This is a genomic window from Rodentibacter haemolyticus (assembly GCF_015356115.1).
Taxonomy (GTDB): domain Bacteria; phylum Pseudomonadota; class Gammaproteobacteria; order Enterobacterales; family Pasteurellaceae; genus Rodentibacter; species Rodentibacter haemolyticus.
In genome coordinates, this window is record NZ_CP063056.1 from 1220047 (window position 1) to 1243582 (window position 23536).

Here is a 23536-nt window from a genome sequence, read left to right on the forward strand (position 1 = left end):
CGATAAACGCTACATCTAAATAAAGTGCGGTTAAAAATCCGAAAAATTTCAGCGAAATTTTTACATTTAAAGATGAAACGAAACCACCTATAATTTCTATTTTCAGGAGGTTCTATGTTTGTGATTTATATCCTCATCTCGCTGGTTGCAGGTGTGGCACTTGCCTCGCAATCTGCGATTAATACTCAATTGGCAAAAGCGCTGGGTAATGAACCTATTATTGCGACATTGATTTCTTTTACAGTAGGAACTGTTCTGCTTTTTATCATCGCATTGTTTAAAACCGATTTATGGTCAAGCTTGACCGCACTTCCACAACAACCTTGGTGGAAATTAATCGGCGGTGCGCTTGGCGCATTAGTGGTTTTCACTACGGTATTATTAGCACCGAAACTTGGTATTACGGCAATGTTATTTTTTATCATCGTAGGGCAATTAATCACCGCTTCCACTATTGACCATTTCGGTTTAATCGGAATGCCGATTAGGGAAGTAAGCCTCACTAAATTCATCGGTTTAACAATTGTTGCATTCGGCCTAATCTTCTATTTCTTCGGCGATAAACTTATTGCATTAATCAAAGGATAAAGTGCGGTCAAAATTCGATATGTTTTTTCATTTGCCATATAAAAAGCCAAATACCACAAGGAATTTGGCTTTTCATTAAAGTCCTAAATAAAATCAATTAAGCTAAAATAATCTTTTTCATTAAGCAAAGTATTTTTCTAGATCATCACTACCGCCGATGTATTGACCGCCGATAAATACTTGTGGAACACTGGTTTTTCCGGTGATTGCGCGAACAGAAATCGTGCTGGCATCACGACCTAATACGATCTCTTCAAAAGTATAACCTTTCGCTTTTAACAAGGCCTTCGCCTTAGCACAGAACGGGCAACCCGGCTTTGTAAATACAGAAACGGACGGTTTCGCAGTCCAACCCGGTTTCAAGTATTTGAGCATAGTGTCGGCATCAGAGACTTTGAACGGATCACCCGGTTCTTCCGACTCAATAAACATTTTTTCTACTACGCCGTTTTTCACAAGCATAGAATAACGCCATGAACGTTTACCAAAACCTAACTCTTCTTTACCTACAAGCATTCCCATACCTTCGGTAAATTCGCCGTTGCCATCCGGAATGACGGTGATATTTTCAGATTCTTGATCGGCTTTCCAAGCATTCATTACGAAAGTATCGTTCACAGAAACACAGATGATGTCATCAACACCTGCCGCTTTAAATTCACAAGCCAATTCGTTATAGCGTGGTAAATGAGTAGATGAACAAGTCGGTGTAAATGCCCCCGGTAATGAGAATACGACAACGGTTTTATTATCAAATAATTCGCTTGTGGTTACATCAACCCAAGCATCACCTTGACGGGTATGAAATGTAACATTCGGTACTTTTTTACCGGACATATCGATTAAAGCCATCTTTTTCTCCTTAATTTAAAATGAAATACCATTTGCCCGATGGATTATAGTAAAATTTATGATATAGTTACAATCAATTAATCCTATTCTTTCAATTGACTTTCTCTATAAGGGCATTCGATGAACATTCGAGATCTAGAATATTTAGTCGCTTTATCAGAACATAAACATTTCCGCCGAGCTGCCGATTCTTGCAACGTAAGCCAACCGACATTAAGCGGACAAATCCGAAAATTAGAAGACGAACTCGGCATCATTTTATTAGAACGTACAAGTCGAAAAGTACTTTTCACCCAATCGGGAATGCTTTTAGTAGAACAAGCCCGCACCGTTTTGCGCGAAGTAAAATTACTAAAAGAAATGGCAAGCAATCAAGGTAAAGAAATGACAGGTCCGCTACATATCGGATTAATCCCGACCTTGGGGCCTTATCTCTTGCCTTATATTATGCCGACTTTGAAAGAAGCCTTTCCCGACTTAGAAGTTTTCCTCTACGAAGCACAAACGCACCAGTTGTTAGAACAGCTTGAAACGGGTCGTTTGGATTGCGCCATTTTAGCACGTGTACAAGAAACGGAAGCCTTTATTGAAGTCCCTGTTTTTGAAGAAAAAATGTTACTTGCCGTTTCTGAAAGCCACCCTTGGGCAAAAGAACGGAAAATTCCGATCAATCAGCTCAACGGACAAGAAATGTTAATGCTGGATGATGGACATTGCTTGCGCAATCAAACCTTAGATTATTGTTTCACCGCCGGCGCAAAAGAGAACTCACACTACCAAGCAACCAGCCTTGAAACGTTGCGTAATATGGTCGCCGCCAATGTCGGTATGACTTTTATGCCGGAGCTTGCCGTACTAAATGAAGGTTCACGCCAAGGCGTAAAATACATTCAATGCCATTCACCGGAACCGGCTCGCAGTATCGCCTTGGTTTACCGCCCAGGTTCACCACTACGCAATCGTTATGAGCGTGTAGCCGGTGCAGTTCGAGACAAAGTAAAATCCATTCTTAGCGGAGTAAAATAATGGCGGGTATTCGCGCAATTCAAAAGGAAAAAACACGCCGAGCGTTGATAGATGCAGCGTTTAATCAACTTAGTGCAGAAAAAAGTTTTTCTAATTTAAGTTTGCGCGAAGTCGCACGTGAAGCCGGCATTGCTCCCACCTCATTTTATCGCCACTTCAGTGATATGGACGAGCTTGGTTTAGAAATGGTGGACGAAGCCGGCTTAATCTTAAGACAACTTATGCGCCAAGCACGTAAACGCATTGATGCAGGAGGCAGTGTCATTTCCGTCTCGGTTGATACTTTCTTTGAATTTATCACGAATAGTACCAACGTATTCCGTCTCTTATTACGGGAAAGCTCCGGCACATCACAGGCATTTCGCACCGCTGCAGCCCGTGAAATTAAACATTTTGTGGATGAACTTGCCGAATATATTGCGCAAAAAAATGATTACTCGCAATATATCGCTTATGTTCAGGCGGAGGGCATCGTAACCATCGTCTTTACCGCAGGAGCAAATGCATTGGATATGAATAAACAGGAACGGGAACAACTTAAAGAACGGGTAATCTTACAACTGCGTATGATTGCAAAGGGCGCGGATTTTGCAGCGCATAAGGAAAGACATTTACATCAAAAATAAAAGTGCGGTCAAATTCGCGGTATTATGTAGCACTTGCACAAAACATTGTAAGGTGCGTTACGGCTTCCCCTAACGCCCCCCTAAGAAATCTCGGAGATAAAATTCTCTTTGTGCAACCGATACATAATACCGAAAATTTGTTGAATTTTTGTAGTGAACATAAGAAGGAAAAAAATATGCCAATGTGGGAAATTGTCTTAATTTGTTTGGCAATCGGTGTTTTTGCCGGATTTGTCGCCGGGCTATTAGGGTTAGGCGGAGGAACCGTTGTCGTGCCGACACTCTATTATGTCTTACCCTATGTCGGAGTTCGTGATGAAGTGCTAATGTCCGTTGCCTTAGGAACGTCCTTTGCAACCATTGTGATTAGCACAATGTCCGCCGCACAACAGCACCATAAAAACGGAAATGTGGATTGGGCGGTAGCGAAAACGCTTGTTCCCGCATTAATGCTATCCGTATTCATTTCCAGTTTATTCGTAAGTTCATTGCCAAAAGATTATTTAACCAAAATTTTCGCGGTTATTATGATGTATTTGGCGTTAAAAATGTTGATTTCATTAAAAAAACAACCTGCAAATAAAGCATTAACCACACAATCTACTCTTATTGCGGGCGGTGTAATCGGTACCATATCCAGTATGGCGGGCGTTGGCGGCGGTGCTTTTATCGTCCCTTTTTTAAATGGCAGGGGAATCGCCTTAAAACGGGCAATCGGAACGTCCTCAGTATGCGGCTCGCTATTGGGACTTGCCGGGGCGATGAGCTTTGTTATTAGTGGCTGGGGAAATCCGCTATTGCCGAATTATTCACTGGGTTATGTTTATCTCCCTGCCTTGTTAGGCATTACTTTTAGTTCTTATTTTACTTCCAAAATCGGGGCGAATGTTGCCGACAAATTACCTGTACCTATTCTGAAAAGAGTATTTGCAGTGTTTTTGATTTTTGTGGGCTTGAGTATGCTGTTCAAATAACACCCTGAAAAAGGTTAAAAATTAAATTTATGTGAGCATTATCACAAATAGTGCAAAAGGTAATTCTCAAGAGCAACAAATTGATCTAGATTAGCAACTAATTTATTGGTTCGCTATGGAGAAAATATGAACATCCTAAATTATTTACAACGAATAGGTCAAGCCTTAATGGTACCGGTTGCTGCTTTACCTGCTGCTGCATTGTTGATGGGGATTGGTTATTGGATTGATCCTGAAGGGTGGGGTGGAAGTAGCCAACTCGCCGCTTTACTGATTAAATCAGGAGCCGCAATTATTGACAATATGGCATTGCTGTTTGCCATTGGGGTTGCTTTCGGGCTTTCTAAAGATAAGCACGGCGCGGCGGCATTATCGGGCTTGGTCGGCTATCTTGTGGTTACTACGTTGCTTTCACCTGCCACCGTTGCCCAGCTGGAAAGTATTCCTATTGATCAAGTTCCCGCGGGTTTTGCCAAAATCAACAATCAGTTTACGGGGATTTTGGTGGGGGTCATCGCGGGTGAACTCTACAATCGTTTCCACCAAGTTGAGTTACCAAAAGCCTTAGCGTTCTTCAGCGGCAGACGTTTAGTGCCGATTTTAGTTTCCTTTGTGACGATTTTAGTGTCATTTATCTTGCTTTATGTTTGGCCTGTGATCTTTGATGCGTTAGTCTCGTTCGGAAAATCTATCAAAGATTTAGGCCCGACCGGAGCCGGTATCTACGCATTCTTTAACCGATTACTAATTCCTGTCGGCTTACATCACGCCCTCAATTCTGTATTTTGGTTTGATGTCGCAGGCATTAACGATATTCCAAACTTCCTTGGCGGAGCAACTTCTTTAGCGGAAGGAAAAGCGGTGCTTGGGGTAACGGGAATGTATCAAGCAGGCTTCTTCCCGGTAATGATGTTCGGTTTACCCGCCGCAGCCTTAGCCATATATCACAGTGCGAAAACGGCAAAAAAAGCACAAACCGCTTCTATTATGTTTGCAGCGGCGCTGGCTTCATTCTTTACCGGTGTCACCGAACCGTTAGAATTTGCCTTTATGTTTGTTGCCCCATTACTTTATGTAATTCACGCATTATTGACCGCACTTTCGGTCTTTATCGCCGCCTCAATGCAGTGGATTGCCGGTTTTGGCTTTAGTGCGGGTTTGGTCGACTTAGTGTTGTCTTCTCAAAACCCGTTAGCGACAAATTGGTATATGCTAATTGTGCAAGGTTTAGTATTTGCCGTAATTTACTATGTGATTTTCCGAGTGCTGATTAAAGCCTTAAATCTAAAAACTACAGGACGTGAAGAAGAGCAATCGGTGGAAAATGAACAAGGCTTTACACGAGCAGAAAAAGCCCGACAATTTATTCAAGCCCTTGGCGGTAAAGAAAATTTATTAACGGTAGATGCTTGTATCACCCGCTTACGTTTAACCTTAGCCGATAGTCAAAAGATTGATGAAAACCAATTAAAAACCCTTGGTTCAAAAGGTAACGTTCGTCTTGGTGAAAACGGCTTACAAGTCGTTCTCGGACCGGAAGCCGAGCTAATTGCCGATGCGATAAAACAGCTTAAATAGTACGGTGGGTACGTTATGTTTGGTATCTATATTCGCAATAGCACTTGCACAAATCATCGTAGAGTGCCGTTAGGCGAAGCCGCAACGCAGCAATAGAGAGCTTAATGATAAAGTGGTGCGTTACGCAAAGCTTAACGCACCCTCCCCCTTGGTGTCCTATATTCATTAAAAAATGACATCTTGTGAAACCGCTGTATGATCCCGAAAATCTATTGTATTTTCCGACCGCACTTTTAATTCGATAAAAAAGCGTTGCCATTTCTAGCAACGCTTTATTTTTAGTCGGGCGACTATTTACCGTCCCAAGCTTGAACGGCATCTAAACGGGCTTTAATTTTGCTTTGAGTATCGCCTTTGAAGTAATCTTTCTTCAAACCGCCTTCCCAACCGCCATAATTTGGGTTTGGTAGCACGATATATGTTTTACCGAATTTCGCTTTGTTTTTTGCCACAAAATCACGGCGATCCGCGTTTAATTTGCCATGTACGGCATCACCGAAATCGTCTAAGTTATCGCCCATATAAAGTACGATTTCATAACCTTGTTTTTCAATCTCTGCAAAACGCGCCGCTTTTGCCGATTTGTCTTTTCTCAGGTAAAGGGCTGATTCGTCCACACCATTAAAACCTAAACGTTTCATATCATCAATAGTGCCGGCTTTTTCCGTGCTATCTTTACGATTAGTGACATAAAACATTTTGCCTTTGTGAGAATTGACGTAATTGTTAAACTCTACCGCTCCCGGTACTGCACGAGATTGACGGGCATCAACCCAACGAGTCCAATCCTTGCCATCAAAGGGTTTATTATTTTGTACCTGCCAACCGGCATAAGGGCTGTTATCTAACATCGTTTCATCTAAATCCACCACAACGGCTTTTTTCTTACCTTTTGCCACTTTGGCGTGATCAAAAGCAATTTTTGCAGCGTTATAGGCTTGATAAGCAAGTGCTTGATACTCACCGGAATCCTGCATCCAATTTAACCCTAGCACGGCTTGTTGCTGTAATTGTGCGTTCGCCTGTTCTTGCGAATCCATCTTCTGCGCACAACCGGCTAACATAAAAGCGGAAAGCGCAGAAAGTGCGGTTAATTTTAATGTTTTTTGCATTGTCTTTTCCTCTTAAAAAATAAAATAAAGCCTGAAAAGTATAGCAACTTTTCCATAAAGTTTATTAAATATTCCATTATCAATGATAAATTTGTGATTCGGATCACATTAAAAATCAGCACGATAAAAAACACCACAAAAATCGACCGCACTTTCCCTATCGCCTTTCTCCAAATTTCAAGATAAACTAAGGGCATTTTTACCATTAGTGAAGCGAGACTTTATGCGAATATTTATTGCAATTCTTGTCGGTGTTCTTGCACTGTTCCAATATGATCTTTGGTTTGGCAAGAACGGCTATTCCGATTACAAAAAAGTTTCAGCTCAGATCATTGAAAATAAAGCTGAAAATGAAAAACTAATACAAAGAAATCAAATGATTTCAGCTGAAATTCAGGGGTTAACAAAAGGTTTTGAATCCATTGAGGAGCGCGCCAGAATGCAACACGATATGGTGAAAGAAAACGAAACCTTCTACCATATAGTGAAAGAACATAAATAATGCCACGAAAAATTATTGCTATTATTCCTGCTGCCGGTGTAGGTTCTCGAATGCAGGCAAATAAACCCAAACAATATTTAACGATTCAAGGAAAAACCATTCTAGAACATACGTTAAATATTATGTTGAGACATTCCGCCGTTGAACGCGTCATTGTCGCCATTGGTAAAAATGACCCTTATGCCGCAGCGCTGTCAATTCTCTCTCATCCCAAAATTCAACTTGTCGAAGGTGGCAAGACGCGTGCAGAATCCGTATTAAATGCCTTTAGTGCAATTAATGAACCAAATGTTTGGGTGCTTGTGCATGATGCGGCAAGACCTTGTTTAACCGAAACGGATTTAAACAAATTATTAGAAGTTAACAATGAGCAAGGCGCGATACTTGCAATTCCGGTAACGGATACGATCAAACGCAGTAATCAGACCAATGAAATTATTGCCACAGAAAATCGTTCTCAACTTTGGCAAGCGCAAACACCGCAATTTTTCCCCGCCGATTTACTTCAAAAAGCGCTCGAAAACGGGCTGAAACAACGCTACACCATTACAGATGAAGCATCTGCAATGGAACTTGCCGGATTCCGACCGCACTTGGTGGCAGGACGAAACGATAATATTAAGATCACACGCCCTGAAGACTTGGCACTTGCAGAATTTTATTTAACAAGGAAAACATTATGATAAGAATCGGACACGGTTTTGATGTACACGCCTTTGGCGAAAACAGACCATTAATTATCGGCGGTATTGAAATTCCTTACCATACCGGCTTTATCGCTCATTCAGACGGCGATGTCGCCCTTCACGCATTAACCGATGCCCTACTAGGTGCGGCGGCATTGGGCGATATTGGCAAACTTTTTCCTGATACGGATATGCAATACAAAAATGCAGACAGCCGCGGTTTGCTGCGTGAAGCGTTTCGCCAAGTGCAAGAAAAAGGTTATAAAATCGGAAATGTGGACGTCACCATCATTGCACAAACACCTAAAATGCGTCCGCATATTGATGATATGCGTGCTGTAATCGCAGCAGATTTGCAATGCCATATCGATCAAATCAATGTTAAAGCCACTACAACGGAAAAACTGGGTTTTACCGGCAGAAATGAAGGCATCGCTTGTGAGGCGGTGACATTATTGATAAAGAAATCATAGCATCTGTAAAAAATAAAAAGAGTAACATTTTCCTTAAATGCCGACTGATTAAGCAATACTTGCTCTTATTGCATTTAAACTGAATTTAAATACAATGAGCGCTCCGTTAAATGTATAAAAAAACGATAAGGAGCGCTATGTCTAGCTGGTCAGAAGGTTATGTGAGTGATATTAACTACACATTCGGTTACTATTCCGAGCTAAATCCCAATAACGCCATTATTCCCTTTTTAATGGCAGGTTTAGCCGTGCCAAAGGGTATAACGGAAAATCAAAAAAACAGCTTTGCCTGTGAATTAGGTTTCGGGCAAGGACTTTCGTTAAATATCCACGCCACATCAAGCGGATTAAAATGGTATGGGACGGACTTTAACCCTTCACAGACCAATTTTGCTCAACATTTATCCTCTGTTGCCGATAATAATGCGTTCATTGTCGATCAAGGTTTCAATGAATTTTGCCGACGTGATGATTTGCCTGAATTTGATTTTATTGGTTTACACGGGATTTGGTCGTGGATTTCTGATGAAAACCGAGCCATCGTAGTGGATTTTATCCGCCGTAAATTGAAAGTCGGTGGTATTTTGTATATTAGCTACAACACCTTACCGGGCTGGTCTGCCCCCTCACCATTACGTCACTTATTATTAGAACACCATAATAGTATGACTTCAATGTCGAATAGCCGTCAGCAAAATGTACAAGATAGTCTAAATTTTGTTGGTGATATTCTCTCACAAAGCCATCAATTGACACAAAAATCACCGGATTTATTACCGCGGGTACAGGAGCTCAAAGAGAAAGACCTGCATTACATTGCCCACGAATATTTAAATAAAGATTGGCAACCGATGTATTTCGCTGATATGAAAAAATGGTTAGAACCTGCAAAATTAACTTTTGCTTGTTCAACTAATTATTTAGACGATTTCAGCGACTGCCTTTATACTCAAGAGCAGCGTCAGTTAATGGAAAGCTTTACGGATGCTAATTTCGCCCAAACCGTTAAAGATTTTCTACTCAATAAACAATTCCGTAAAGATCTTTGGGTTAAGGGCGCAAGAAAACTCACTCCTTATGAACAAAGCCAAGAATGGAAAAAACTACGGGTTTTATTACATACTAAACGTGAAAATATCGAATTAAGTATTGAGAGAAATTTAAAAATTCCACTTAATGCCGATATTTTCAACCCGGTTTTAGATATTTTACAAGATCAGCGTATTCATAAAGTGGCCGACATTGTAGAAAGTTTAAAAGAGAAATTACCGGAAGGAAATATTTTTGCAGTATTGGCAATTCTTGCCGGAAAAGACTATCTTGTCGTAGTGCAATCAGAAGAAGTTATTGAACAAACCCGCTCACATTGTCTAACGTTTAACCGTTACGTATTACAACAATCTCGCGCTGGTGAAGATTCTGCTATCTATTTCCTAGCCAGTCCGATTACAGGTGGTGCGTACCATATTGGCTTTTTATCACGTTGGTTCTTACTCGCCCGTTTTGAAGGCATAAAACAGAACAAGTGGTCTGACTTTGTTTGGGATATACTTAAATCAAATGGTCGATCTTTACTGAAAGACGGAAATCTATTCCCAAATGAAGCGGAAGAACGTGAAGAAATGCAACGTATTTGCCGACAATTTATTGATGATGAATTACCTAAGCTAAAATTATTAGGTATTATTTAACTTACTCTTTATATAAAAATAGCGTAAATATATCTCTGCTCCTAAAAGTCGGAAGAATAGCCCACATATAGGGGCAGATTTTTATAGCCAAACCTTAAAATATCAATGGATGATTTTTACATTGCGAGTATAGTGCATAAAGCAGAAATAATTTTTTGTACAGCCCGTAATATCGGGTTTTAGTCCAAAACATCAATAAACCCCTATCTTTTAATTTTTCGCCACTTCTAAGCTGCAGGATAATCTCAAAGCGACCGTTAAAAAAAGGACTGAGCTCAATGATGTACCAAACTCAGTCCTTTGCTATCGTATAATCTTGAGACAGATTATATCTGCTCGTGCCTTTTCCTATCTCTCTACTATACTTTTTGTTCTAAAAGTGCGGTCGGATTTTCCTCCGTTTTTTCCGAAATATTCGGTTGAATCGACATTGCATGGAGTAAGCTTTCCTTGCGAATTTGTTCTGCTGCAACTTTATCGCCCGCCTGTTCAAAAACATAAGCCGCCATCATCGTATCGTTAGATTCAAGCTGTTTCGGACAAACCATCACCTTTTTAAAAGCTTCCGCCGCCTTAGTAAATTCATTATTACGCACATATAAATAACCCAATGCACGATTAATACAACATTGCTCATTTTCACCGGAATATTTGGCACGTTTTTCCATCATTTTAATCAACTTGCCATTATCCACAGGCTGTAAACGCGTAATTTGAGTACAAAGCAACTCACTCAACGGGGTGTTATCTCCCCATTTTTTCAATGCTTCCAACGTAAATTCATAAGCCGATTCATGATCATTACAATCAATTAAGCGTTGAATAAGTGCTACTTTTAAATCTAAATCATTACGGCGGCGGCGAGGTTGTTCTTCCCACCAAGCAAGCAGCCCGTCAACCCCTTCTTCATTCATTTTTTCATCAAGTAGACCATTCTCGGTCTCAAATTGTAATGCTTTAAATTCATCGGCAGAATATAAACCGGAACGCTGAATAAGCTCAAGAATACGATCAAGTGCCAGATAAGCTTTTGAGCGGGTGTAAATCTCGACCGCTAATTTTAAGACTTCTTTATTACGATCCGTCATTTCTAATAAACTATCTACCGAACTACGCGCCGCCGGTAATTTGTTTTGTTGCAATAAAATTCGGGTGCGCGCAATTTCGACAATAAGATTATCAGAACCGGCAAGCTCCGTTGCTTCGATTAAATAGCGGTTAGCACTAAACTCATCACCACGTTGTTGCGCAGCTTCCGCCGCCTTGATTAGATTCAAAACAGGCTCTGCAGAATGTTTCGCGTTTTTCCCAATAAGTTTTTCCGCCTTGGCATAATCCCCTTCGTTCATTTTCATCAACCCTTCAAGGGTTTGCTTTTGCGCTCTCACACGCTTACGGCGTGAAAACCAGCTATAAGTATTATTACTTAAACGAAAGAAACGGCTAACAATCCATTCCGCTACATAAATCCCCCCCAAGACGGCGACAAATAAAATCACTAATGTAGTGAGGGACATTTCATAAATATTGTTTGCTGTTTCAATACGCACATATCCTTGCTGACCGGCAAGGTGTGGTCCCGCAATTAATCCGGCGAGTAAAGCCAGCATTAAAAATAGTGTTCTAAACATAATCTATCCTTACTGTTGTGGCTCGGTTGTCGGTTTTTCTTCTGCAACAGGTGCTTCCGGCTTGGTTTGCTCTTGGTTTACATTCGACTCTTTTACCGGTTCATCAAAGGCTTTTTCCGCCTCAATTTCAACTTTTTTTACCTCCGCCGGAACTCGATTGAGGTATTTATCCAATAAGTTGAGGCTTTGTAATTGCGTCGGCACATCGACATAAACGGATAATTCTGCCAATTCATCCACCGATTTTAAGAAGCTTTGCGTGACTTCCATATTGGTATCAAAATAGCTCCGCACCCAAGTTGCCACAGCATCCAATGACTGTTTGTATAAATCATTTTGCTGGCGTGGCACAGCCATAATTGCCAATTGTAAGCGAAGACGAATATTTTCACGCAAATAAATATCCTGATTCGGTGCAAGTAATTCTTTTCTATCCGTCCCTTGCTTTGGTGTGATACGAATAAAATGATTTAAGAAAGAAATCGCACTTTTCTCTGCATTGGTCTGCCAATCGGCTAAAGAGTCGGATAATTTTGTTGATTCGGGATCATCACCGAAATTAATATTCAACACAGGCAATTCATCAACTGAATTTGCCAATTGAGAAAGACGCTGCATAACGGCATTTTGATCAATACTATCCACGGAAAGTAATTGTTTTAAATCTTGATTAATCGCAGCACGAATTGTCATCGAATCGGCATTATTAACTTTACTTAAAGTTTCATCAGCCAGTTTCAATAGAGATACGCCCGTATCCACATCATTATCAAGCACTAATTTACGTAACGCATTATTAAGCAAGAAATCCGCTTCAGAAAATAACCAATCATTCGGTTGTTGAGCCACTGCTTGTTTGCTTACCACGTCAAGTTGTTGACGCATTCCCGCAAATTCTTGCTCTTTTGCAGAAACGATTTGCTCAAGACGGTTTAATTTTTCTTGCATCGCCTCATTCGTTTTTTCAAGTACTTCAACTTGTGGTGTGATTTGGGTTGCATCGGAAGCTGAAACTTGAGTAACCTGCCCTTCAAGTGCGATCAATTTTTGCTGAATTTCAGCCACTTGCTGTTGTCCCAAATAATAACCGCCCCCACCGACGCCCAAGGCGATTAAAATAGCCAACAAACTCAAGCCCGTTCCACTTTTCTTTACAATCGTTTGAACCGGTTGAGACGGTGTTTCAGCCTGATTTTCAACTGTGTTTTGCACCGTTTCATCAAGGTTTTCTACCATTTCATTTGATTTATTTTTCGCCATAATTCTTCCTTATTAGGTCATTTAGCTGAGTAATGTATTCAACAAACTTTGATTATCCGCCTTTGGGGATAAAATAATATTTTGCCAACCATATTGCTTTGCGGATTCGGCAATACGTGAACTCACGGTGACAAGACGACAATTTTTAAGCCAATCTTGCTCATTATCAGGGACAAATTCAATCAATGAGTTCAAAATATCCAAACTGGTGACAACCAAAGTATCCACGCCGGAACGTTTGCAAATACTGGTTTGTTCTTCATTATTATAGATTATGGGCTCACGGCGATAACATTCCAAAATATCAACCACCGCTCCTCGCTGCTTTGCTTGTGAAGGGAAAAATTCCCGCCCACCATTGCCACGTAAAATTAAAATCTGTTTTTTATCAAGTTGTTGCATTGATGAGAGCGCAAGTAATCCTTCACTATTCTCTTGAGAAATCGGATAATAGATAACGCACTCGCTTTGACAGGAAAAATATTCCGCGGTTCTTTGTCCGACTGTAAAGTACTGTAAATCCCTACGCCATTGAAATCCGATTTCTTTTAATGTGTTAACCGAAAAATCAACCGCACTTTTAGACACGAGGAAAACGTAATCTCCCGTATTGAGCTGATTTAATTTACTTGGAAGATTTTTTAAATCGCTGCCACTTTCGAAAGTAAATAAAGGTAAATGCAATGCCACTACGCCGGATTGATTCAATAAATCAACCAGCTGCTTTCCACGTTCATCGGGACGAGTGACCAAAACCGCCATTATTTCTCTCCGACATAAACTTTTTCTAGGATACGATCTGCACCTTGTATAAGTAATTGTTCTGCAATTTGTACACCTAATTCTTCCGCATTTTCGACCGCACTTTTTCCTTCCGCACGAATAATTTTTGAGCCGTCAAGTTCGCCGACTAACGCCCGCAAATAAATTTGATTATTCTCTAATACCGCATAGCCACCTATTGGCACTTGGCAACCGCCCTGTAAACGGGTATTCATTGCCCGTTCTGCAAGCACACAAGCGGTAGTTTCCTGATCTGCAAGCGGCGCAAGCAATCTTTGAACAAAGGCATCATCCGTACGGCATTCAATTCCAACCGCACCTTGACCTGCCGCAGGTAAAGAAACGGTTGTTTCAATAAAAGCGGTGATACGCCGCTCCATGCCTAGACGAATTAATCCCGCTGCGGCAAGAATAATGGCATCATATTCTCCGTTGTCTAATTTACTCAGGCGTGTACCGACATTCCCACGCAACGAACGAATATCTAAATCCGGTCGCAATTGTTTTAACTGACACTGACGACGCAAACTTGATGTGCCTATAATCGCTCCTTGAGGCAAATCATCAAACGAAACATAGCGGTTAGAAACAAAAGCATCGCGAGGATCTTCACGCTTACAGATCACGCTCAATCCTAATCCTTCAGGAAATTGCATAGGTACATCTTTCATTGAATGTACCGCTATATCGGCACGTTTCTCAAGTAGGGCATTTTCTAACTCTTTTACAAATAAACCTTTTCCGCCTATTTTGGCTAGGGGCGTATCAAGAATGACATCCCCTTTGGTAACCATTGGAACAAGCTTCACGGATAAATCCGGGTGAAGATCTTCCAAACGCTTTTTCACAAAATTAGCTTGCCATAATGCGAGCGGGCTTTGCCGAGTAGCAATTTTTAAAACAGTTGGCATTGTCATAAATATATCAATATGTCAGCAATTTGCGTCTATCCTATCATTCTTGGCTTAAAATGTCAGTTCTCATTTAACTTTTCCATGATAAACCATTTCTATCAAGCTGAATAAAGATGATATAAAAAAGGCAGATCCTCCGATCTGCCTTCTTATTTAATCACTTATCATCAAATTCATTATTTGATAATTTTCGCAACCACGCCCGCACCTACTGTACGGCCACCTTCACGAATCGCAAAACGTAAACCTTGGTCCATCGCAATCGGGTGAATTAGGCTTACTGTCATTTTGATATTATCCCCCGGCATTACCATTTCAACACCTTCCGGTAATTCGATTGTACCCGTTACGTCTGTCGTACGGAAATAGAATTGTGGACGGTAACCTTTGAAGAATGGTGTATGACGACCACCTTCATCTTTCGATAATACGTACACTTCTGATTCGAAATCAGTGTGTGGGGTGATTGAACCCGGTTTCGCTAATACTTGACCACGTTCGATTTCTTCACGTTTCGTTCCACGTAATAATGCACCGATGTTTTCTCCCGCACGACCTTCGTCAAGCAATTTACGGAACATTTCAACACCCGTTACGGTTGTTTTCGCCGTATCTTTGATACCAACGATTTCTACTTCATCACCCGTACGGATGATACCACGCTCTACACGACCCGTTACTACCGTTCCACGACCTGAGATTGAGAATACGTCTTCAATCGGAAGAAGGAACGGTTGGTCAATCGCACGTTCCGGTTCCGGAATGTAAGTATCTAAGTGGTTTGCTAACTCAAGAATTTTTTCTTCCCACGCCGCATCACCTTCTAATGCTTTTAATGCAGAACCGCGCACGATAGGCGTATCGTCACCCGGGAAGTCATATTGAGAAAGAAGTTCACGCACTTCCATTTCTACTAATTCTAATAATTCTTCATCATCTACCATGTCGCATTTGTTTAAGAAGACGATGATGTAAGGCACACCTACTTGGCGACCTAATAAGATGTGTTCACGTGTTTGTGGCATCGGACCGTCTGTCGCCGCTACGACAAGAATTGCGCCGTCCATTTGTGCCGCACCGGTAATCATGTTTTTTACATAGTCGGCGTGTCCCGGACAGTCTACGTGTGCATAGTGACGGGTCGGCGTATCGTATTCAACGTGTGAGGTGTTGATGGTGATACCACGTGCTTTTTCTTCCGGCGCATTATCAATTTGGTCGAATGCTCTCGCCGCTCCACCGTAGTGTTTTGCTAATACGGTTGTGATGGCTGCTGTTAAAGTTGTTTTACCGTGGTCAACGTGGCCGATTGTACCCACGTTTACGTGCGGTTTTGTACGTTCAAATTTTTCTTTAGACATTTAAAGAGTCCCTCTAAATAGACACGGTTATCGGTGGGTAAATAAACCACATTAACCAATAAAATTATTTACTACATTGACATAAAGGAAGAGAATTCTTAAGGCTGGTGCTGATAGGCGGATTTGAACCGCCGACCTCACCCTTACCAAGGGTGCGCTCTACCAACTGAGCTATATCAGCGTTTGGAGCGGGCAGCGGGAATCGAACCCGCATCATTAGCTTGGAAGGCTAAGGTAATAGCCATTATACGATGCCCGCAAGTCCTAAATTCGTCTGTCCCATCAGATTCATCCAAATGATGGTGGAGGGAGAAGGATTCGAACCTTCGAAGGCTGAGCCAACAGATTTACAGTCTGCCCCCTTTGGCCGCTCGGGAACCCCTCCACACGCAATGAACACTTGTTTACGAAAGAATGGTGCCGACTATCGGAATCGAACTGATGACCTACTGATTACAAGTCAGTTGCTCTACCTACTGAGCTAAGTCGGCGTCGTAAGCAAGTGAGGCGTATTATATGGAAAAATGTTTGCCTGACAAGTCTTTTTTCTAAAAAAATCCATTTTTTTAGTTATTCGACTAAATTACAATCAAAACCATCCATTCTTTGTTGTTATTTTCATCAAACCTTGAGAAAAACAATGCATAGGCGTGTTTTATAAGGTATATTCCCCTAACAATTTTTCAACAAATTATTCTATTCATCGTGGAAATTTCAAATCAACTCACTCCTTTTTTGAGTTTTAGTCGTGAACAATGGGCTAATTTACGAAAATCAGTTCCCTTGAAACTGACCGAACAAGATCTAAAACCATTATTAGGCTTTAATGAAGAACTCTCACTTGATGAAGTCAGCACGATTTATTTGCCCCTTGCGCGTTTAATAAATTATTACATTGATGAAAACCTTCGACGCCAAACTGTACTCAATCGTTTTCTTGGCGGACAAAATCCCAAAGTTCCTTATATCATTAGTATCGCCGGTAGTGTTGCGGTAGGAAAAAGCACTTCCGCGCGTATTATTCAATCCCTTCTTTCACATTGGCCGATAGAACGCAATGTTGATCTCATTACGACGGACGGTTTTCTCTATCCCCTTGAAAAATTGAAAAAGGATAACCTATTACAAAAGAAAGGCTTTCCTATTTCTTATGATACGACAAAGCTCATCTATTTTTTGGCAGACATTAAATCCGGCAAGAAACACGTTAAAGCACCGATTTATTCACATCTGACATACGATATTATTCCTGATGAATTTAATGAAGTGGATCAACCCGATATTCTGATTTTAGAAGGTTTGAATGTCTTACAAACCGGGGGAAATAAAACAAACCAACCCTTTGTTTCGGATTTCGTGGATTTTTCTATTTATGTTGATGCGGAAGAAAAACTTCTAAAAGAATGGTATATAAAACGCTTTTTGAAATTCCGCCAAAGCGCATTTACCAATCCCAACTCTTACTTTAAACACTATGCGGCACTTTCGGAACAAGAAGCGATTGCCACGGCAAGCCAAATTTGGGAGAACATCAATGGTTTAAACTTACGGGAAAATATTCTCCCTACGCGTGAACGCGCAAACCTTATACTAACAAAAGGGGCAAACCACGAGGTTGAGCTCGTTAAACTTAGGAAATAAATAAAAGTGCGGTTGAAAATCACTGTATTTTGAACGACTCCTCCAAATTATAACCCTTTTAAAATAAAAGGCATTTTGCTCAATAGATGTGCCATACTTGCCTGAGTAACGCACTTGAACAAAATGCCCTAATATTAACTAAATTCTATTTTGAAGTAGCCATGACGAATTTATCACTGCTCCTCGTGCCTTTCAAAGAATAAATAAAGCCTAATAAACATTATTCCAACGAGGTCCCGTCCCCATTATCGGAGCATTCATAACCGGACTACCAATAATCACTTTCTGCGGTGTTGCCATCTGTAACATCTGCATAGATCGCTGCTGCATTTGCTGATTCATTTGATTCATTTGGTTCATTTGTTGCTGAAATTGCATAGCATTTTGAGCCGCTTGCAGTTGTCCCATTTGCTGACGTTGTAATGCCATCATTTCCTGATGATGTCGCTCTTGTTGCTGACGAGCAAGTTCTGCTTGCCCTTCAGGTGTTTGGTAATAGGCTTCTCGGGCTTTTCGTGCTTTCTCAGCTTCTTTTGCTTGGATTTTTTGGTTTGCAATTTGTTGTTTAAGTTCAGCTTTTTTCGCTTGCACTACCTGCATATAATTTTTTTTCACTACGGCACATTGAACCTTACCGAGTGGCGGAATATTCAATGATGCCAACTTAGGATTATAGCGATTAAGAAAGTTTTGAGCAGATAAAAAATCATTCTTTATGATTTCTACTTTTTCTCTCCCGATAATATCACCTAATAGAACACCTCTAGAATTATTTTGTAATACTTCCAGTCTAACCTTTGCCTCAATAAATTCATCATCAGATAATTTTTGCTTATTTTGTATTTTCTTGACAAAATCAGTATTAACACATTGATCAACCTGATTCTCAGCAATAGCCAGTTTCTTTAAATCTTCATCAGAAACCACATATTTAGGAAATTGCAAGATACCACAAGCTGTAAGAATAGCAACAAAAGATAATGAAATTGATTTTTTTAACATAGAACTTCCCTCTATTGAGTAAGTTGTTTTAATTCATTCAGTTTTTGATTAAAGTTCCGTTTAAATAACTCACATTCTTTCTTATCTTTTTCAGTAAAAATAACAGGATGGTGATGACTAAATTCTTGATATTTTTTCTCAAAATATTTTTGTGAATTAGGATCTTGAGCAATTCTTTGATCATTTTCTTGACCAACTATACTCGCTATGAGAGAACGTCCAAAATCTAGCCATAAATACTTCTCCTCTTCAGTCCTATTAAAAATTTTTTCTAACCTTTTAGGATCGTTATTCGCCTTAGCAATTTCGGGGTAAACGCATTGTTGGAATTTATTTACTTCTGCTACATATTTTTTCATTTCCTCATCAGTTACTTTATATCCATTAGATAATATTTGATGACAAGCCGATAAACTTGTGATGGCTATAATTAAAAAAGTTCTTTTAAACATTTTATCTCCCTAATATTATAAATATTGATTAGTTATAAATTTACAGATTAAATTTAATCTGTAAATTTCTTAACTTTCTTACTATCTTTCAATAATGTCTCCCTCTTCTGTCATATACATACCATCAGAAAGATAAACCAAACCTTCAGCATCAGTGGGTAAACCACTAAAAATATCCAACATTTCTTTTCTTCCCGCAGCCCTTATCGTTTCCAACGGGCTAAGGTATTGATACTCATAGTAGTCATCTAAGCTGTACCCTAATTTTTCAAGTTCTTCAATGGACACCTTGAGCTTTATAGCTAGCTGTTCCGGAGTAGTAATAATCCAAATCACCCCATCTTTTTTATATACATAACCATCAGCAAAAGCTCTCGGGTCTTCTGTTGGTTCATATCCAAGTATTAATGCCTTTTCAATGCTTTCTTGGTATAAATTATGAACTGTTACCATTGTTACCTCGCACATTATTCAAAAATCTTGTTAATATCGTTATACAATCAGCAGATTGAACAAAAAGTGATTATATATTGTTTTTTTTTTGCACAATCTTTTATGCTATAAAATACTGTTAAATAGAAATTTTGAGAGATGTAATGAGAAAGAAACTAAAGATTAAGCTTATCTTTCGTTGGAATAGAAATGGATTAATGCTAACTGTGAAGGGGGAAATAGTAGGTTCAGTGCGAAAATCATCGCATAGTGTTCAGCCATAATAAAAAATACCTGTTTTGATACTTTTCAAAAACAGGTATTTAAATTAAATTCGGGAAAATCCCACAAATTAAAAACTTCTTTATTTTTAACCGCACTTTTTCTAATAATGCACCACATTTTCAGTTTGCCGAATCCTTTCTAAAATAGGTTTTGCTTCATCGCTCATTAAAAAATCAAAGGTTGTTTGTGGGACTAGCTTTTTGATTAACGCCCAATCATCCGCTTTGATGGCTTGTCGAACCGCAGAGGCGCTGACTGCTTTCCTCTCAATTTCTTTGCGTTCTACCACTTCGCACGCTATGCCGTATTCCGGCAACTTTTGTAACATCATTTGATTATAAATATTCGTTACGCGGCTAAAAGGTTCATTCCCGACATAACGGCGTTGAATCCCTAGGGCTTGAGCAATACGCACGAAAATCTGTAAATCAATTTCGACATTACTTTTGATAACCGCATCATCATTTTCTTGAAAATAACTTGGGAATGTGGCTTGGCTGATAATATAAGAACCGCTATCATGCAACACAACATTTGATAAATGTGCGATACCCGCTTGAATAAGTTTTTTACGCACCTCATAAGGAAAGAGACTACTGTCTTCACTCAGCATAAAAAGATGCACGAGATCATTTTCCGCAGCCACCTTTTCCACTAAATATTGATGCCCAAGGGTAAACGGATTGCAATTCATCACTAATGCGGCAATTTTTTGTTTTTCAAAAACACCGGAAATTTCAACCGCACTTTTGAGCCGATTTAAGTAATTTTCAAATCCCTTACGTTTGTTTTCCATAAAGACGATTTGATGGGGAATACGAACAATTTCTTGAAAGCCGAGATCATGGAAAAACTTTGCGGATTCACATTTCGTATAAAGAAATAAATGCCCGTTGCCACGTTCCATTTGAATGTTAATCAAATGCGTAACCATTTGATTCATCAAGCCTTCGCCTTGATGATCGTCGGATACCGCCAAACAGCGTAATGTATTACCGAAACAACTTCCTGTTGCGATAATATTGAAATCTTCATCAAACATTGCGGCAATATAATCTAAATGAGGATCACGCCGAATCCCTTCCCGTTCAAGCAAGGTATCAATTTTTGCAAGGTTTGAAGCATCAGAAAAAGAAACTTTACCAATAGAATAATTCATATCGCTATACATTCAACCAAAAAGTAACCGGCCCATCGTTTGTAAGACTCACTTGCATATCGGCGGCAAATCGTCCGTTTTCAACCTGAATTTTCTCTGCACATTTTTGTGAAAAATATTCATAAAGTTCATTTGCCCGCTCCGGTGTTGCCCCTTTAGAAAAGCTTGGGCGCAATCCTTTTTGCGTATCAGCCGCCAAGGTAAACTGTGATACGATTAATAATGCACCACCAGCTTGTTGTACATTTAAGTTCATTTTGTCGTTTTCATCGCTAAAAATGCGATAATTGAGCACTTTTTCTGCGAGTTTATCGGCTTTTGAGCGATCATCTTCTTTTTCTACGCCAAGTAGCACTAATAAACCTTTACCAATTTGTCCGACCGTTTCCCCTTTCACATCCACTTTGGCTTGTGTAACACGCTGAATTAATGCAATCATTCCGTTTCCTTATTTATCTGTATTTTTTCCCGTTTCATTTCAGCCAATACCGCCGCTAATTGAGCGCCGAATAACACCACCGTCCAACTGAGTTGAATCCATAACAACATAATCGGCAAGGTTGCCATTGCACCATAAATAAGTTGGTAAGACGGAAAAGTCGTGATATACCACGTAAAAGCCTGTTTTCCTAAAGTAAAAAATACCGCAGCAATCAATGCACCGGCGGCTGAATGTTTAATGCTCACTTTTTTATTCGGCACGACCGTATAAACCAAAGTGAAAATAAACCAAGTTGAAAGGAAAGGGACAAAACTCAGCAGTTTTAATCCGAAAGAAAGCGTCTCCGACTGCTCAAACATTGTTTTTACATAAGCGCTTGCCGCAATACTTGTACCGATAAGAACAGGCCCAAGCGTTAAAATCAGCCAGTAAATCGCAAAAGAAGTAAAAATCGGGCGAACTCCGGTGTCCTGCCAAATACCGTTAAGCGTGCGATCAATCGAATTAATCAACATTAATGCCACTGCAATCAGGCTGATTACTCCCACCGCGCTCATTTGCTTGGAATTATTTACAAATTCATCAATATATTGCCCCACGACATCACCGGCGGAAGGTGCAAAATTGGTGAAAATAAAGGCTTTTAACTCCCCCGTTACTTCATTAAAGACCGGAAAAGCAGAGAAAATGGAAAACACCACCATAATGAGAGGAACGATAGCAAGCATTGTGCTATAAGTCAGTGAACCCGCCGCCTGTGTCAGTTTATTTTCATTAAAGCGCAGCCAAAAGCGTTGTAAAAAGTCCAAAATTGTCATAGCCACGCTCCACAACAATGTTTAAATTTCTTATCGGAACCACACAGGCAAGGCTGTTTCATTGTCGGCAACGGTACGGTCGGATCGATAAAATACCAACGCCCGTTAATCTTCACAAAAATTGACCGCTCTTGATGTGATTGCGCGCCTTCTTCCCCTCGAAAAAGTGCGTTAAATTCCACCGCACTTTGAATTTTGGTTAAGGTTTCCGTTTTAAGAATTTGCAAACCCAACCAGTCGGTTGTTTCTGCCCATTCTCTCAAAAGCGGGACATCCAGTAACGATTGCTGAGCCGGCACCGAGGTTTCAACAATATAAGCAATATTTTTCAATACATAAGCCGAATAACGCGAACGCATAAGCTGTTCGGCAGTTTCAGGAAAAGCTTGGTGTGAATGAAATACGCCACAGCAATCTTCATAATTTCGATCGGATTGACAGGGGCAAAGTGCGGTTGTTTTATCAGTCATTTTGGAATTTAACTTTACTTAATTGAGAACGAAGCGAACGTTTAAAAGCCTCCGCTAATTCGTTAATAGCAAGGGCTTGCTCAAGTTCTTCCGCTGTCGGAGACGCGGACAATAAACGATTTAACACTCGAATGGTAAATTGCGGATAAGTGCGACTTTGCAAAATTAATTCATCACCTTGTGTTATTTCACCTTCTTCAATCACACGCACATACCAGCCCGTCCAACCGGAAGAATAAACGACTTTCTGCGCTTCTTTATTGTTAGTATTTTTAGATAAACGCTCGCAAGGTTTACGCGGTTGTGAAACTTCCAACACCGCAGAACCGATTTTGAAGCGATCCCCCACACAAATAGAATCTTCATCAAACCCGGAAACCACAAAATTTTCACCATATACGGCGGTACCGGTGTAAGAAAAATTTTCGCCCAATAAATGATTCAATGCAGAAAATGAGACATCGGACATAAAAAATAATGCCTTATCCACACCGCCATGATGTTTTTTTAAACCGACATCATTGCCTTGTGCCCCGAGCATATGGATTTTTGCCGATGCCACCGGTTGTTTGCGAATCGCACTTTCATAGGTTGTACCATCATCAAATGTGATTTGCTCAACCTGCCCGATTTTAATCACTAAAATCTCTGCCTTTGACATAGCTTTTCCCCTCTTAATAAAACATACGAAATTATACCGTAAAATCACTTAAATTTTGACCGCACTTTATTTTTTCCTTATCATCTTACCCATAAACATCACAATGCAAAGGAACTT

General features: G+C 40.2%; 25 protein-coding genes and 4 tRNA genes. 10 read left to right on the plus strand and 19 right to left on the minus strand.

The genetic code is table 11. From position 1 onward, the window contains the following. The first annotated feature begins 114 nt into the window (after nucleotides 1-114). Complete coding sequence (locus tag IHV77_RS05850; protein WP_194813146.1) at nucleotides 115-588, plus strand: DMT family transporter; 474 nt, start codon at nucleotides 115-117, stop codon at nucleotides 586-588. A 120-nt stretch (nucleotides 589-708) separates the two neighbouring features. Here the strand turns inward: IHV77_RS05850 and IHV77_RS05855 are convergent, their stop codons facing one another. Then, nucleotides 709-1440 (minus strand): glutathione peroxidase, encoded by a 732-nt coding sequence (locus tag IHV77_RS05855; protein WP_194813147.1) that lies wholly within the window; start codon nucleotides 1438-1440, stop codon nucleotides 709-711. A gap of 120 nt (nucleotides 1441-1560) precedes the next feature. Here IHV77_RS05855 and oxyR point away from each other — a divergent pair, with 120 nt between their 5' ends. From oxyR to nagE, 4 genes are all read left to right on the plus strand, one after another. Then, nucleotides 1561-2466 carry a DNA-binding transcriptional regulator OxyR gene (oxyR, locus tag IHV77_RS05860; RefSeq protein WP_194813148.1) on the plus strand — a complete coding sequence of 302 codons (906 nt, stop codon included), beginning with the start codon at nucleotides 1561-1563 and terminating at the stop codon, nucleotides 2464-2466. Further along, on the plus strand, nucleotides 2466-3092 hold the full coding sequence (fabR, locus tag IHV77_RS05865) for an HTH-type transcriptional repressor FabR (protein WP_194813149.1): 627 nt from the start codon (nucleotides 2466-2468) through the stop codon (nucleotides 3090-3092). Before oxyR ends, fabR begins: the two co-directional genes overlap by 1 nt. 182 nt (nucleotides 3093-3274) lie before the next feature. After that, complete coding sequence (locus IHV77_RS05870) at nucleotides 3275-4066, plus strand: sulfite exporter TauE/SafE family protein (protein ID WP_194813239.1); 792 nt, start codon at nucleotides 3275-3277, stop codon at nucleotides 4064-4066. A 126-nt stretch (nucleotides 4067-4192) separates the two neighbouring features. Further along, the gene (nagE, locus tag IHV77_RS05875; protein WP_194813150.1) at nucleotides 4193-5644 is read left to right on the plus strand and encodes an N-acetylglucosamine-specific PTS transporter subunit IIBC; all 1452 of its coding nucleotides are present in this window, start codon (nucleotides 4193-4195) and stop codon (nucleotides 5642-5644) included. Nucleotides 5645-5934: 290 nt separating this feature from the next. Here the strand turns inward: nagE and IHV77_RS05880 are convergent, their stop codons facing one another. Then, nucleotides 5935-6756 (minus strand): 5'-nucleotidase, lipoprotein e(P4) family, encoded by an 822-nt coding sequence (locus IHV77_RS05880; RefSeq protein ID WP_194813151.1) that lies wholly within the window; start codon nucleotides 6754-6756, stop codon nucleotides 5935-5937. Between the two features lie 223 nt (nucleotides 6757-6979). Here IHV77_RS05880 and ftsB point away from each other — a divergent pair, with 223 nt between their 5' ends. From ftsB to IHV77_RS05900, 4 genes are all read left to right on the plus strand, one after another. Continuing rightward, complete coding sequence (gene ftsB, locus IHV77_RS05885) at nucleotides 6980-7258, plus strand: cell division protein FtsB (protein ID WP_194813152.1); 279 nt, start codon at nucleotides 6980-6982, stop codon at nucleotides 7256-7258. After that, nucleotides 7258-7941: a 2-C-methyl-D-erythritol 4-phosphate cytidylyltransferase gene (ispD, locus tag IHV77_RS05890; RefSeq protein WP_194813153.1), complete on the plus strand. Its 684-nt coding sequence runs from the start codon at nucleotides 7258-7260 to the stop codon at nucleotides 7939-7941. Before ftsB ends, ispD begins: the two co-directional genes overlap by 1 nt. Further along, on the plus strand, nucleotides 7938-8417 hold the full coding sequence (ispF, locus tag IHV77_RS05895; protein WP_194813154.1) for a 2-C-methyl-D-erythritol 2,4-cyclodiphosphate synthase: 480 nt from the start codon (nucleotides 7938-7940) through the stop codon (nucleotides 8415-8417). Before ispD ends, ispF begins: the two co-directional genes overlap by 4 nt. 137 nt (nucleotides 8418-8554) lie before the next feature. After that, nucleotides 8555-10108: a class I SAM-dependent methyltransferase gene (locus IHV77_RS05900; RefSeq protein ID WP_194813155.1), complete on the plus strand. Its 1554-nt coding sequence runs from the start codon at nucleotides 8555-8557 to the stop codon at nucleotides 10106-10108. Between the two features lie 359 nt (nucleotides 10109-10467). Here IHV77_RS05900 and IHV77_RS05905 read toward each other — a convergent pair whose 3' ends face one another. The 9 genes from IHV77_RS05905 to IHV77_RS05945 form a co-directional block, all read right to left on the minus strand. Further along, nucleotides 10468-11739: a heme biosynthesis protein HemY gene (locus tag IHV77_RS05905; protein ID WP_194813156.1), complete on the minus strand. Its 1272-nt coding sequence runs from the start codon at nucleotides 11737-11739 to the stop codon at nucleotides 10468-10470. A 9-nt stretch (nucleotides 11740-11748) separates the two neighbouring features. Beyond that, on the minus strand, nucleotides 11749-12999 hold the full coding sequence (locus IHV77_RS05910) for a uroporphyrinogen-III C-methyltransferase (RefSeq protein WP_194813157.1): 1251 nt from the start codon (nucleotides 12997-12999) through the stop codon (nucleotides 11749-11751). A gap of 21 nt (nucleotides 13000-13020) precedes the next feature. Then, nucleotides 13021-13761 (minus strand): uroporphyrinogen-III synthase, encoded by a 741-nt coding sequence (locus tag IHV77_RS05915; RefSeq protein ID WP_194813158.1) that lies wholly within the window; start codon nucleotides 13759-13761, stop codon nucleotides 13021-13023. Further along, nucleotides 13761-14699 (minus strand): hydroxymethylbilane synthase, encoded by a 939-nt coding sequence (gene hemC / locus IHV77_RS05920; protein WP_194813159.1) that lies wholly within the window; start codon nucleotides 14697-14699, stop codon nucleotides 13761-13763. The genes IHV77_RS05915 and hemC overlap by 1 nt, the downstream gene beginning before the upstream one ends. Before the next feature lie 173 nt (nucleotides 14700-14872). Then, a complete protein-coding gene (gene tuf / locus IHV77_RS05925; protein WP_018356115.1) occupies nucleotides 14873-16057 on the minus strand; it encodes an elongation factor Tu in 1185 nt (394 codons plus the stop codon). Between the two features lie 105 nt (nucleotides 16058-16162). Then, nucleotides 16163-16238, minus strand: a tRNA-Thr gene (locus tag IHV77_RS05930). A 3-nt stretch (nucleotides 16239-16241) separates the two neighbouring features. After that, a tRNA-Gly gene (locus tag IHV77_RS05935) sits at nucleotides 16242-16316 on the minus strand. 41 nt (nucleotides 16317-16357) lie between these two features. After that, nucleotides 16358-16442 (minus strand) — tRNA-Tyr (locus IHV77_RS05940). Between the two features lie 30 nt (nucleotides 16443-16472). After that, nucleotides 16473-16548 (minus strand) — tRNA-Thr (locus IHV77_RS05945). Nucleotides 16549-16762: 214 nt separating this feature from the next. Here IHV77_RS05945 and coaA point away from each other — a divergent pair. Next, nucleotides 16763-17698 carry a type I pantothenate kinase gene (gene coaA / locus IHV77_RS05950; RefSeq protein ID WP_194813160.1) on the plus strand — a complete coding sequence of 312 codons (936 nt, stop codon included), beginning with the start codon at nucleotides 16763-16765 and terminating at the stop codon, nucleotides 17696-17698. A 210-nt stretch (nucleotides 17699-17908) separates the two neighbouring features. Here coaA and IHV77_RS05955 read toward each other — a convergent pair whose 3' ends face one another. The 8 genes from IHV77_RS05955 to IHV77_RS05990 all read right to left on the minus strand — a co-directional run bounded on the left by IHV77_RS05955 (nucleotide 17909) and on the right by IHV77_RS05990 (nucleotide 23419). Next, nucleotides 17909-18700 (minus strand): DUF5358 family protein, encoded by a 792-nt coding sequence (locus IHV77_RS05955; protein WP_194813161.1) that lies wholly within the window; start codon nucleotides 18698-18700, stop codon nucleotides 17909-17911. Between the two features lie 11 nt (nucleotides 18701-18711). Continuing rightward, the gene (locus IHV77_RS05960) at nucleotides 18712-19152 is read right to left on the minus strand and encodes a DUF5358 family protein (protein WP_194813162.1); all 441 of its coding nucleotides are present in this window, start codon (nucleotides 19150-19152) and stop codon (nucleotides 18712-18714) included. Between the two features lie 81 nt (nucleotides 19153-19233). Beyond that, entirely contained in the window at nucleotides 19234-19605 is a 372-nt protein-coding gene (locus IHV77_RS05965; protein ID WP_194813163.1) for a hypothetical protein, read from the minus strand. Nucleotides 19606-19969: 364 nt separating this feature from the next. Continuing rightward, nucleotides 19970-21028: a [citrate (pro-3S)-lyase] ligase gene (citC, locus tag IHV77_RS05970; RefSeq protein WP_194813164.1), complete on the minus strand. Its 1059-nt coding sequence runs from the start codon at nucleotides 21026-21028 to the stop codon at nucleotides 19970-19972. A gap of 4 nt (nucleotides 21029-21032) precedes the next feature. Continuing rightward, nucleotides 21033-21467: a D-aminoacyl-tRNA deacylase gene (gene dtd, locus IHV77_RS05975; RefSeq protein ID WP_194813165.1), complete on the minus strand. Its 435-nt coding sequence runs from the start codon at nucleotides 21465-21467 to the stop codon at nucleotides 21033-21035. Continuing rightward, on the minus strand, nucleotides 21464-22288 hold the full coding sequence (locus IHV77_RS05980; RefSeq protein ID WP_194813166.1) for a virulence factor BrkB family protein: 825 nt from the start codon (nucleotides 22286-22288) through the stop codon (nucleotides 21464-21466). The genes dtd and IHV77_RS05980 overlap by 4 nt, the downstream gene beginning before the upstream one ends. Beyond that, on the minus strand, nucleotides 22285-22758 hold the full coding sequence (locus IHV77_RS05985) for a YchJ family protein (protein WP_194813167.1): 474 nt from the start codon (nucleotides 22756-22758) through the stop codon (nucleotides 22285-22287). The genes IHV77_RS05980 and IHV77_RS05985 overlap by 4 nt, the downstream gene beginning before the upstream one ends. Continuing rightward, nucleotides 22751-23419, minus strand: coding sequence for an MOSC domain-containing protein (locus tag IHV77_RS05990; protein WP_194813168.1), 669 nt, complete (start codon nucleotides 23417-23419; stop codon nucleotides 22751-22753). The genes IHV77_RS05985 and IHV77_RS05990 overlap by 8 nt, the downstream gene beginning before the upstream one ends. Nucleotides 23420-23536 lie beyond the last annotated feature (117 nt).

Coding starts and splice junctions, on each gene's coding strand:
- citC (WP_194813164.1), bottom strand. CDS start 21,028: ATGAATTATTCTATTGGTAAAGTTTCTTTTTCTGATGCTTCAAACCTT.
- ispF (WP_194813154.1), top strand. CDS start 7,938: ATGATAAGAATCGGACACGGTTTTGATGTACACGCCTTTGGCGAAAAC.
- oxyR (WP_194813148.1), top strand. CDS start 1,561: ATGAACATTCGAGATCTAGAATATTTAGTCGCTTTATCAGAACATAAA.
- IHV77_RS05870 (WP_194813239.1), top strand. CDS start 3,275: ATGTGGGAAATTGTCTTAATTTGTTTGGCAATCGGTGTTTTTGCCGGA.
- IHV77_RS05850 (WP_194813146.1), top strand. CDS start 115: ATGTTTGTGATTTATATCCTCATCTCGCTGGTTGCAGGTGTGGCACTT.
- IHV77_RS05990 (WP_194813168.1), bottom strand. CDS start 23,419: ATGTCAAAGGCAGAGATTTTAGTGATTAAAATCGGGCAGGTTGAGCAA.
- fabR (WP_194813149.1), top strand. CDS start 2,466: ATGGCGGGTATTCGCGCAATTCAAAAGGAAAAAACACGCCGAGCGTTG.
- tuf (WP_018356115.1), bottom strand. CDS start 16,057: ATGTCTAAAGAAAAATTTGAACGTACAAAACCGCACGTAAACGTGGGT.
- IHV77_RS05980 (WP_194813166.1), bottom strand. CDS start 22,288: ATGACAATTTTGGACTTTTTACAACGCTTTTGGCTGCGCTTTAATGAA.
- IHV77_RS05910 (WP_194813157.1), bottom strand. CDS start 12,999: ATGGCGAAAAATAAATCAAATGAAATGGTAGAAAACCTTGATGAAACG.
- IHV77_RS05855 (WP_194813147.1), bottom strand. CDS start 1,440: ATGGCTTTAATCGATATGTCCGGTAAAAAAGTACCGAATGTTACATTT.
- IHV77_RS05880 (WP_194813151.1), bottom strand. CDS start 6,756: ATGCAAAAAACATTAAAATTAACCGCACTTTCTGCGCTTTCCGCTTTT.
- IHV77_RS05965 (WP_194813163.1), bottom strand. CDS start 19,605: ATGGTAACAGTTCATAATTTATACCAAGAAAGCATTGAAAAGGCATTA.
- IHV77_RS05985 (WP_194813167.1), bottom strand. CDS start 22,758: ATGACTGATAAAACAACCGCACTTTGCCCCTGTCAATCCGATCGAAAT.
- ftsB (WP_194813152.1), top strand. CDS start 6,980: ATGCGAATATTTATTGCAATTCTTGTCGGTGTTCTTGCACTGTTCCAA.
- IHV77_RS05900 (WP_194813155.1), top strand. CDS start 8,555: ATGTCTAGCTGGTCAGAAGGTTATGTGAGTGATATTAACTACACATTC.
- IHV77_RS05955 (WP_194813161.1), bottom strand. CDS start 18,700: ATGTTAAAAAAATCAATTTCATTATCTTTTGTTGCTATTCTTACAGCT.
- ispD (WP_194813153.1), top strand. CDS start 7,258: ATGCCACGAAAAATTATTGCTATTATTCCTGCTGCCGGTGTAGGTTCT.
- nagE (WP_194813150.1), top strand. CDS start 4,193: ATGAACATCCTAAATTATTTACAACGAATAGGTCAAGCCTTAATGGTA.
- IHV77_RS05905 (WP_194813156.1), bottom strand. CDS start 11,739: ATGTTTAGAACACTATTTTTAATGCTGGCTTTACTCGCCGGATTAATT.
- hemC (WP_194813159.1), bottom strand. CDS start 14,699: ATGACAATGCCAACTGTTTTAAAAATTGCTACTCGGCAAAGCCCGCTC.
- dtd (WP_194813165.1), bottom strand. CDS start 21,467: ATGATTGCATTAATTCAGCGTGTTACACAAGCCAAAGTGGATGTGAAA.
- IHV77_RS05960 (WP_194813162.1), bottom strand. CDS start 19,152: ATGTTTAAAAGAACTTTTTTAATTATAGCCATCACAAGTTTATCGGCT.
- IHV77_RS05915 (WP_194813158.1), bottom strand. CDS start 13,761: ATGGCGGTTTTGGTCACTCGTCCCGATGAACGTGGAAAGCAGCTGGTT.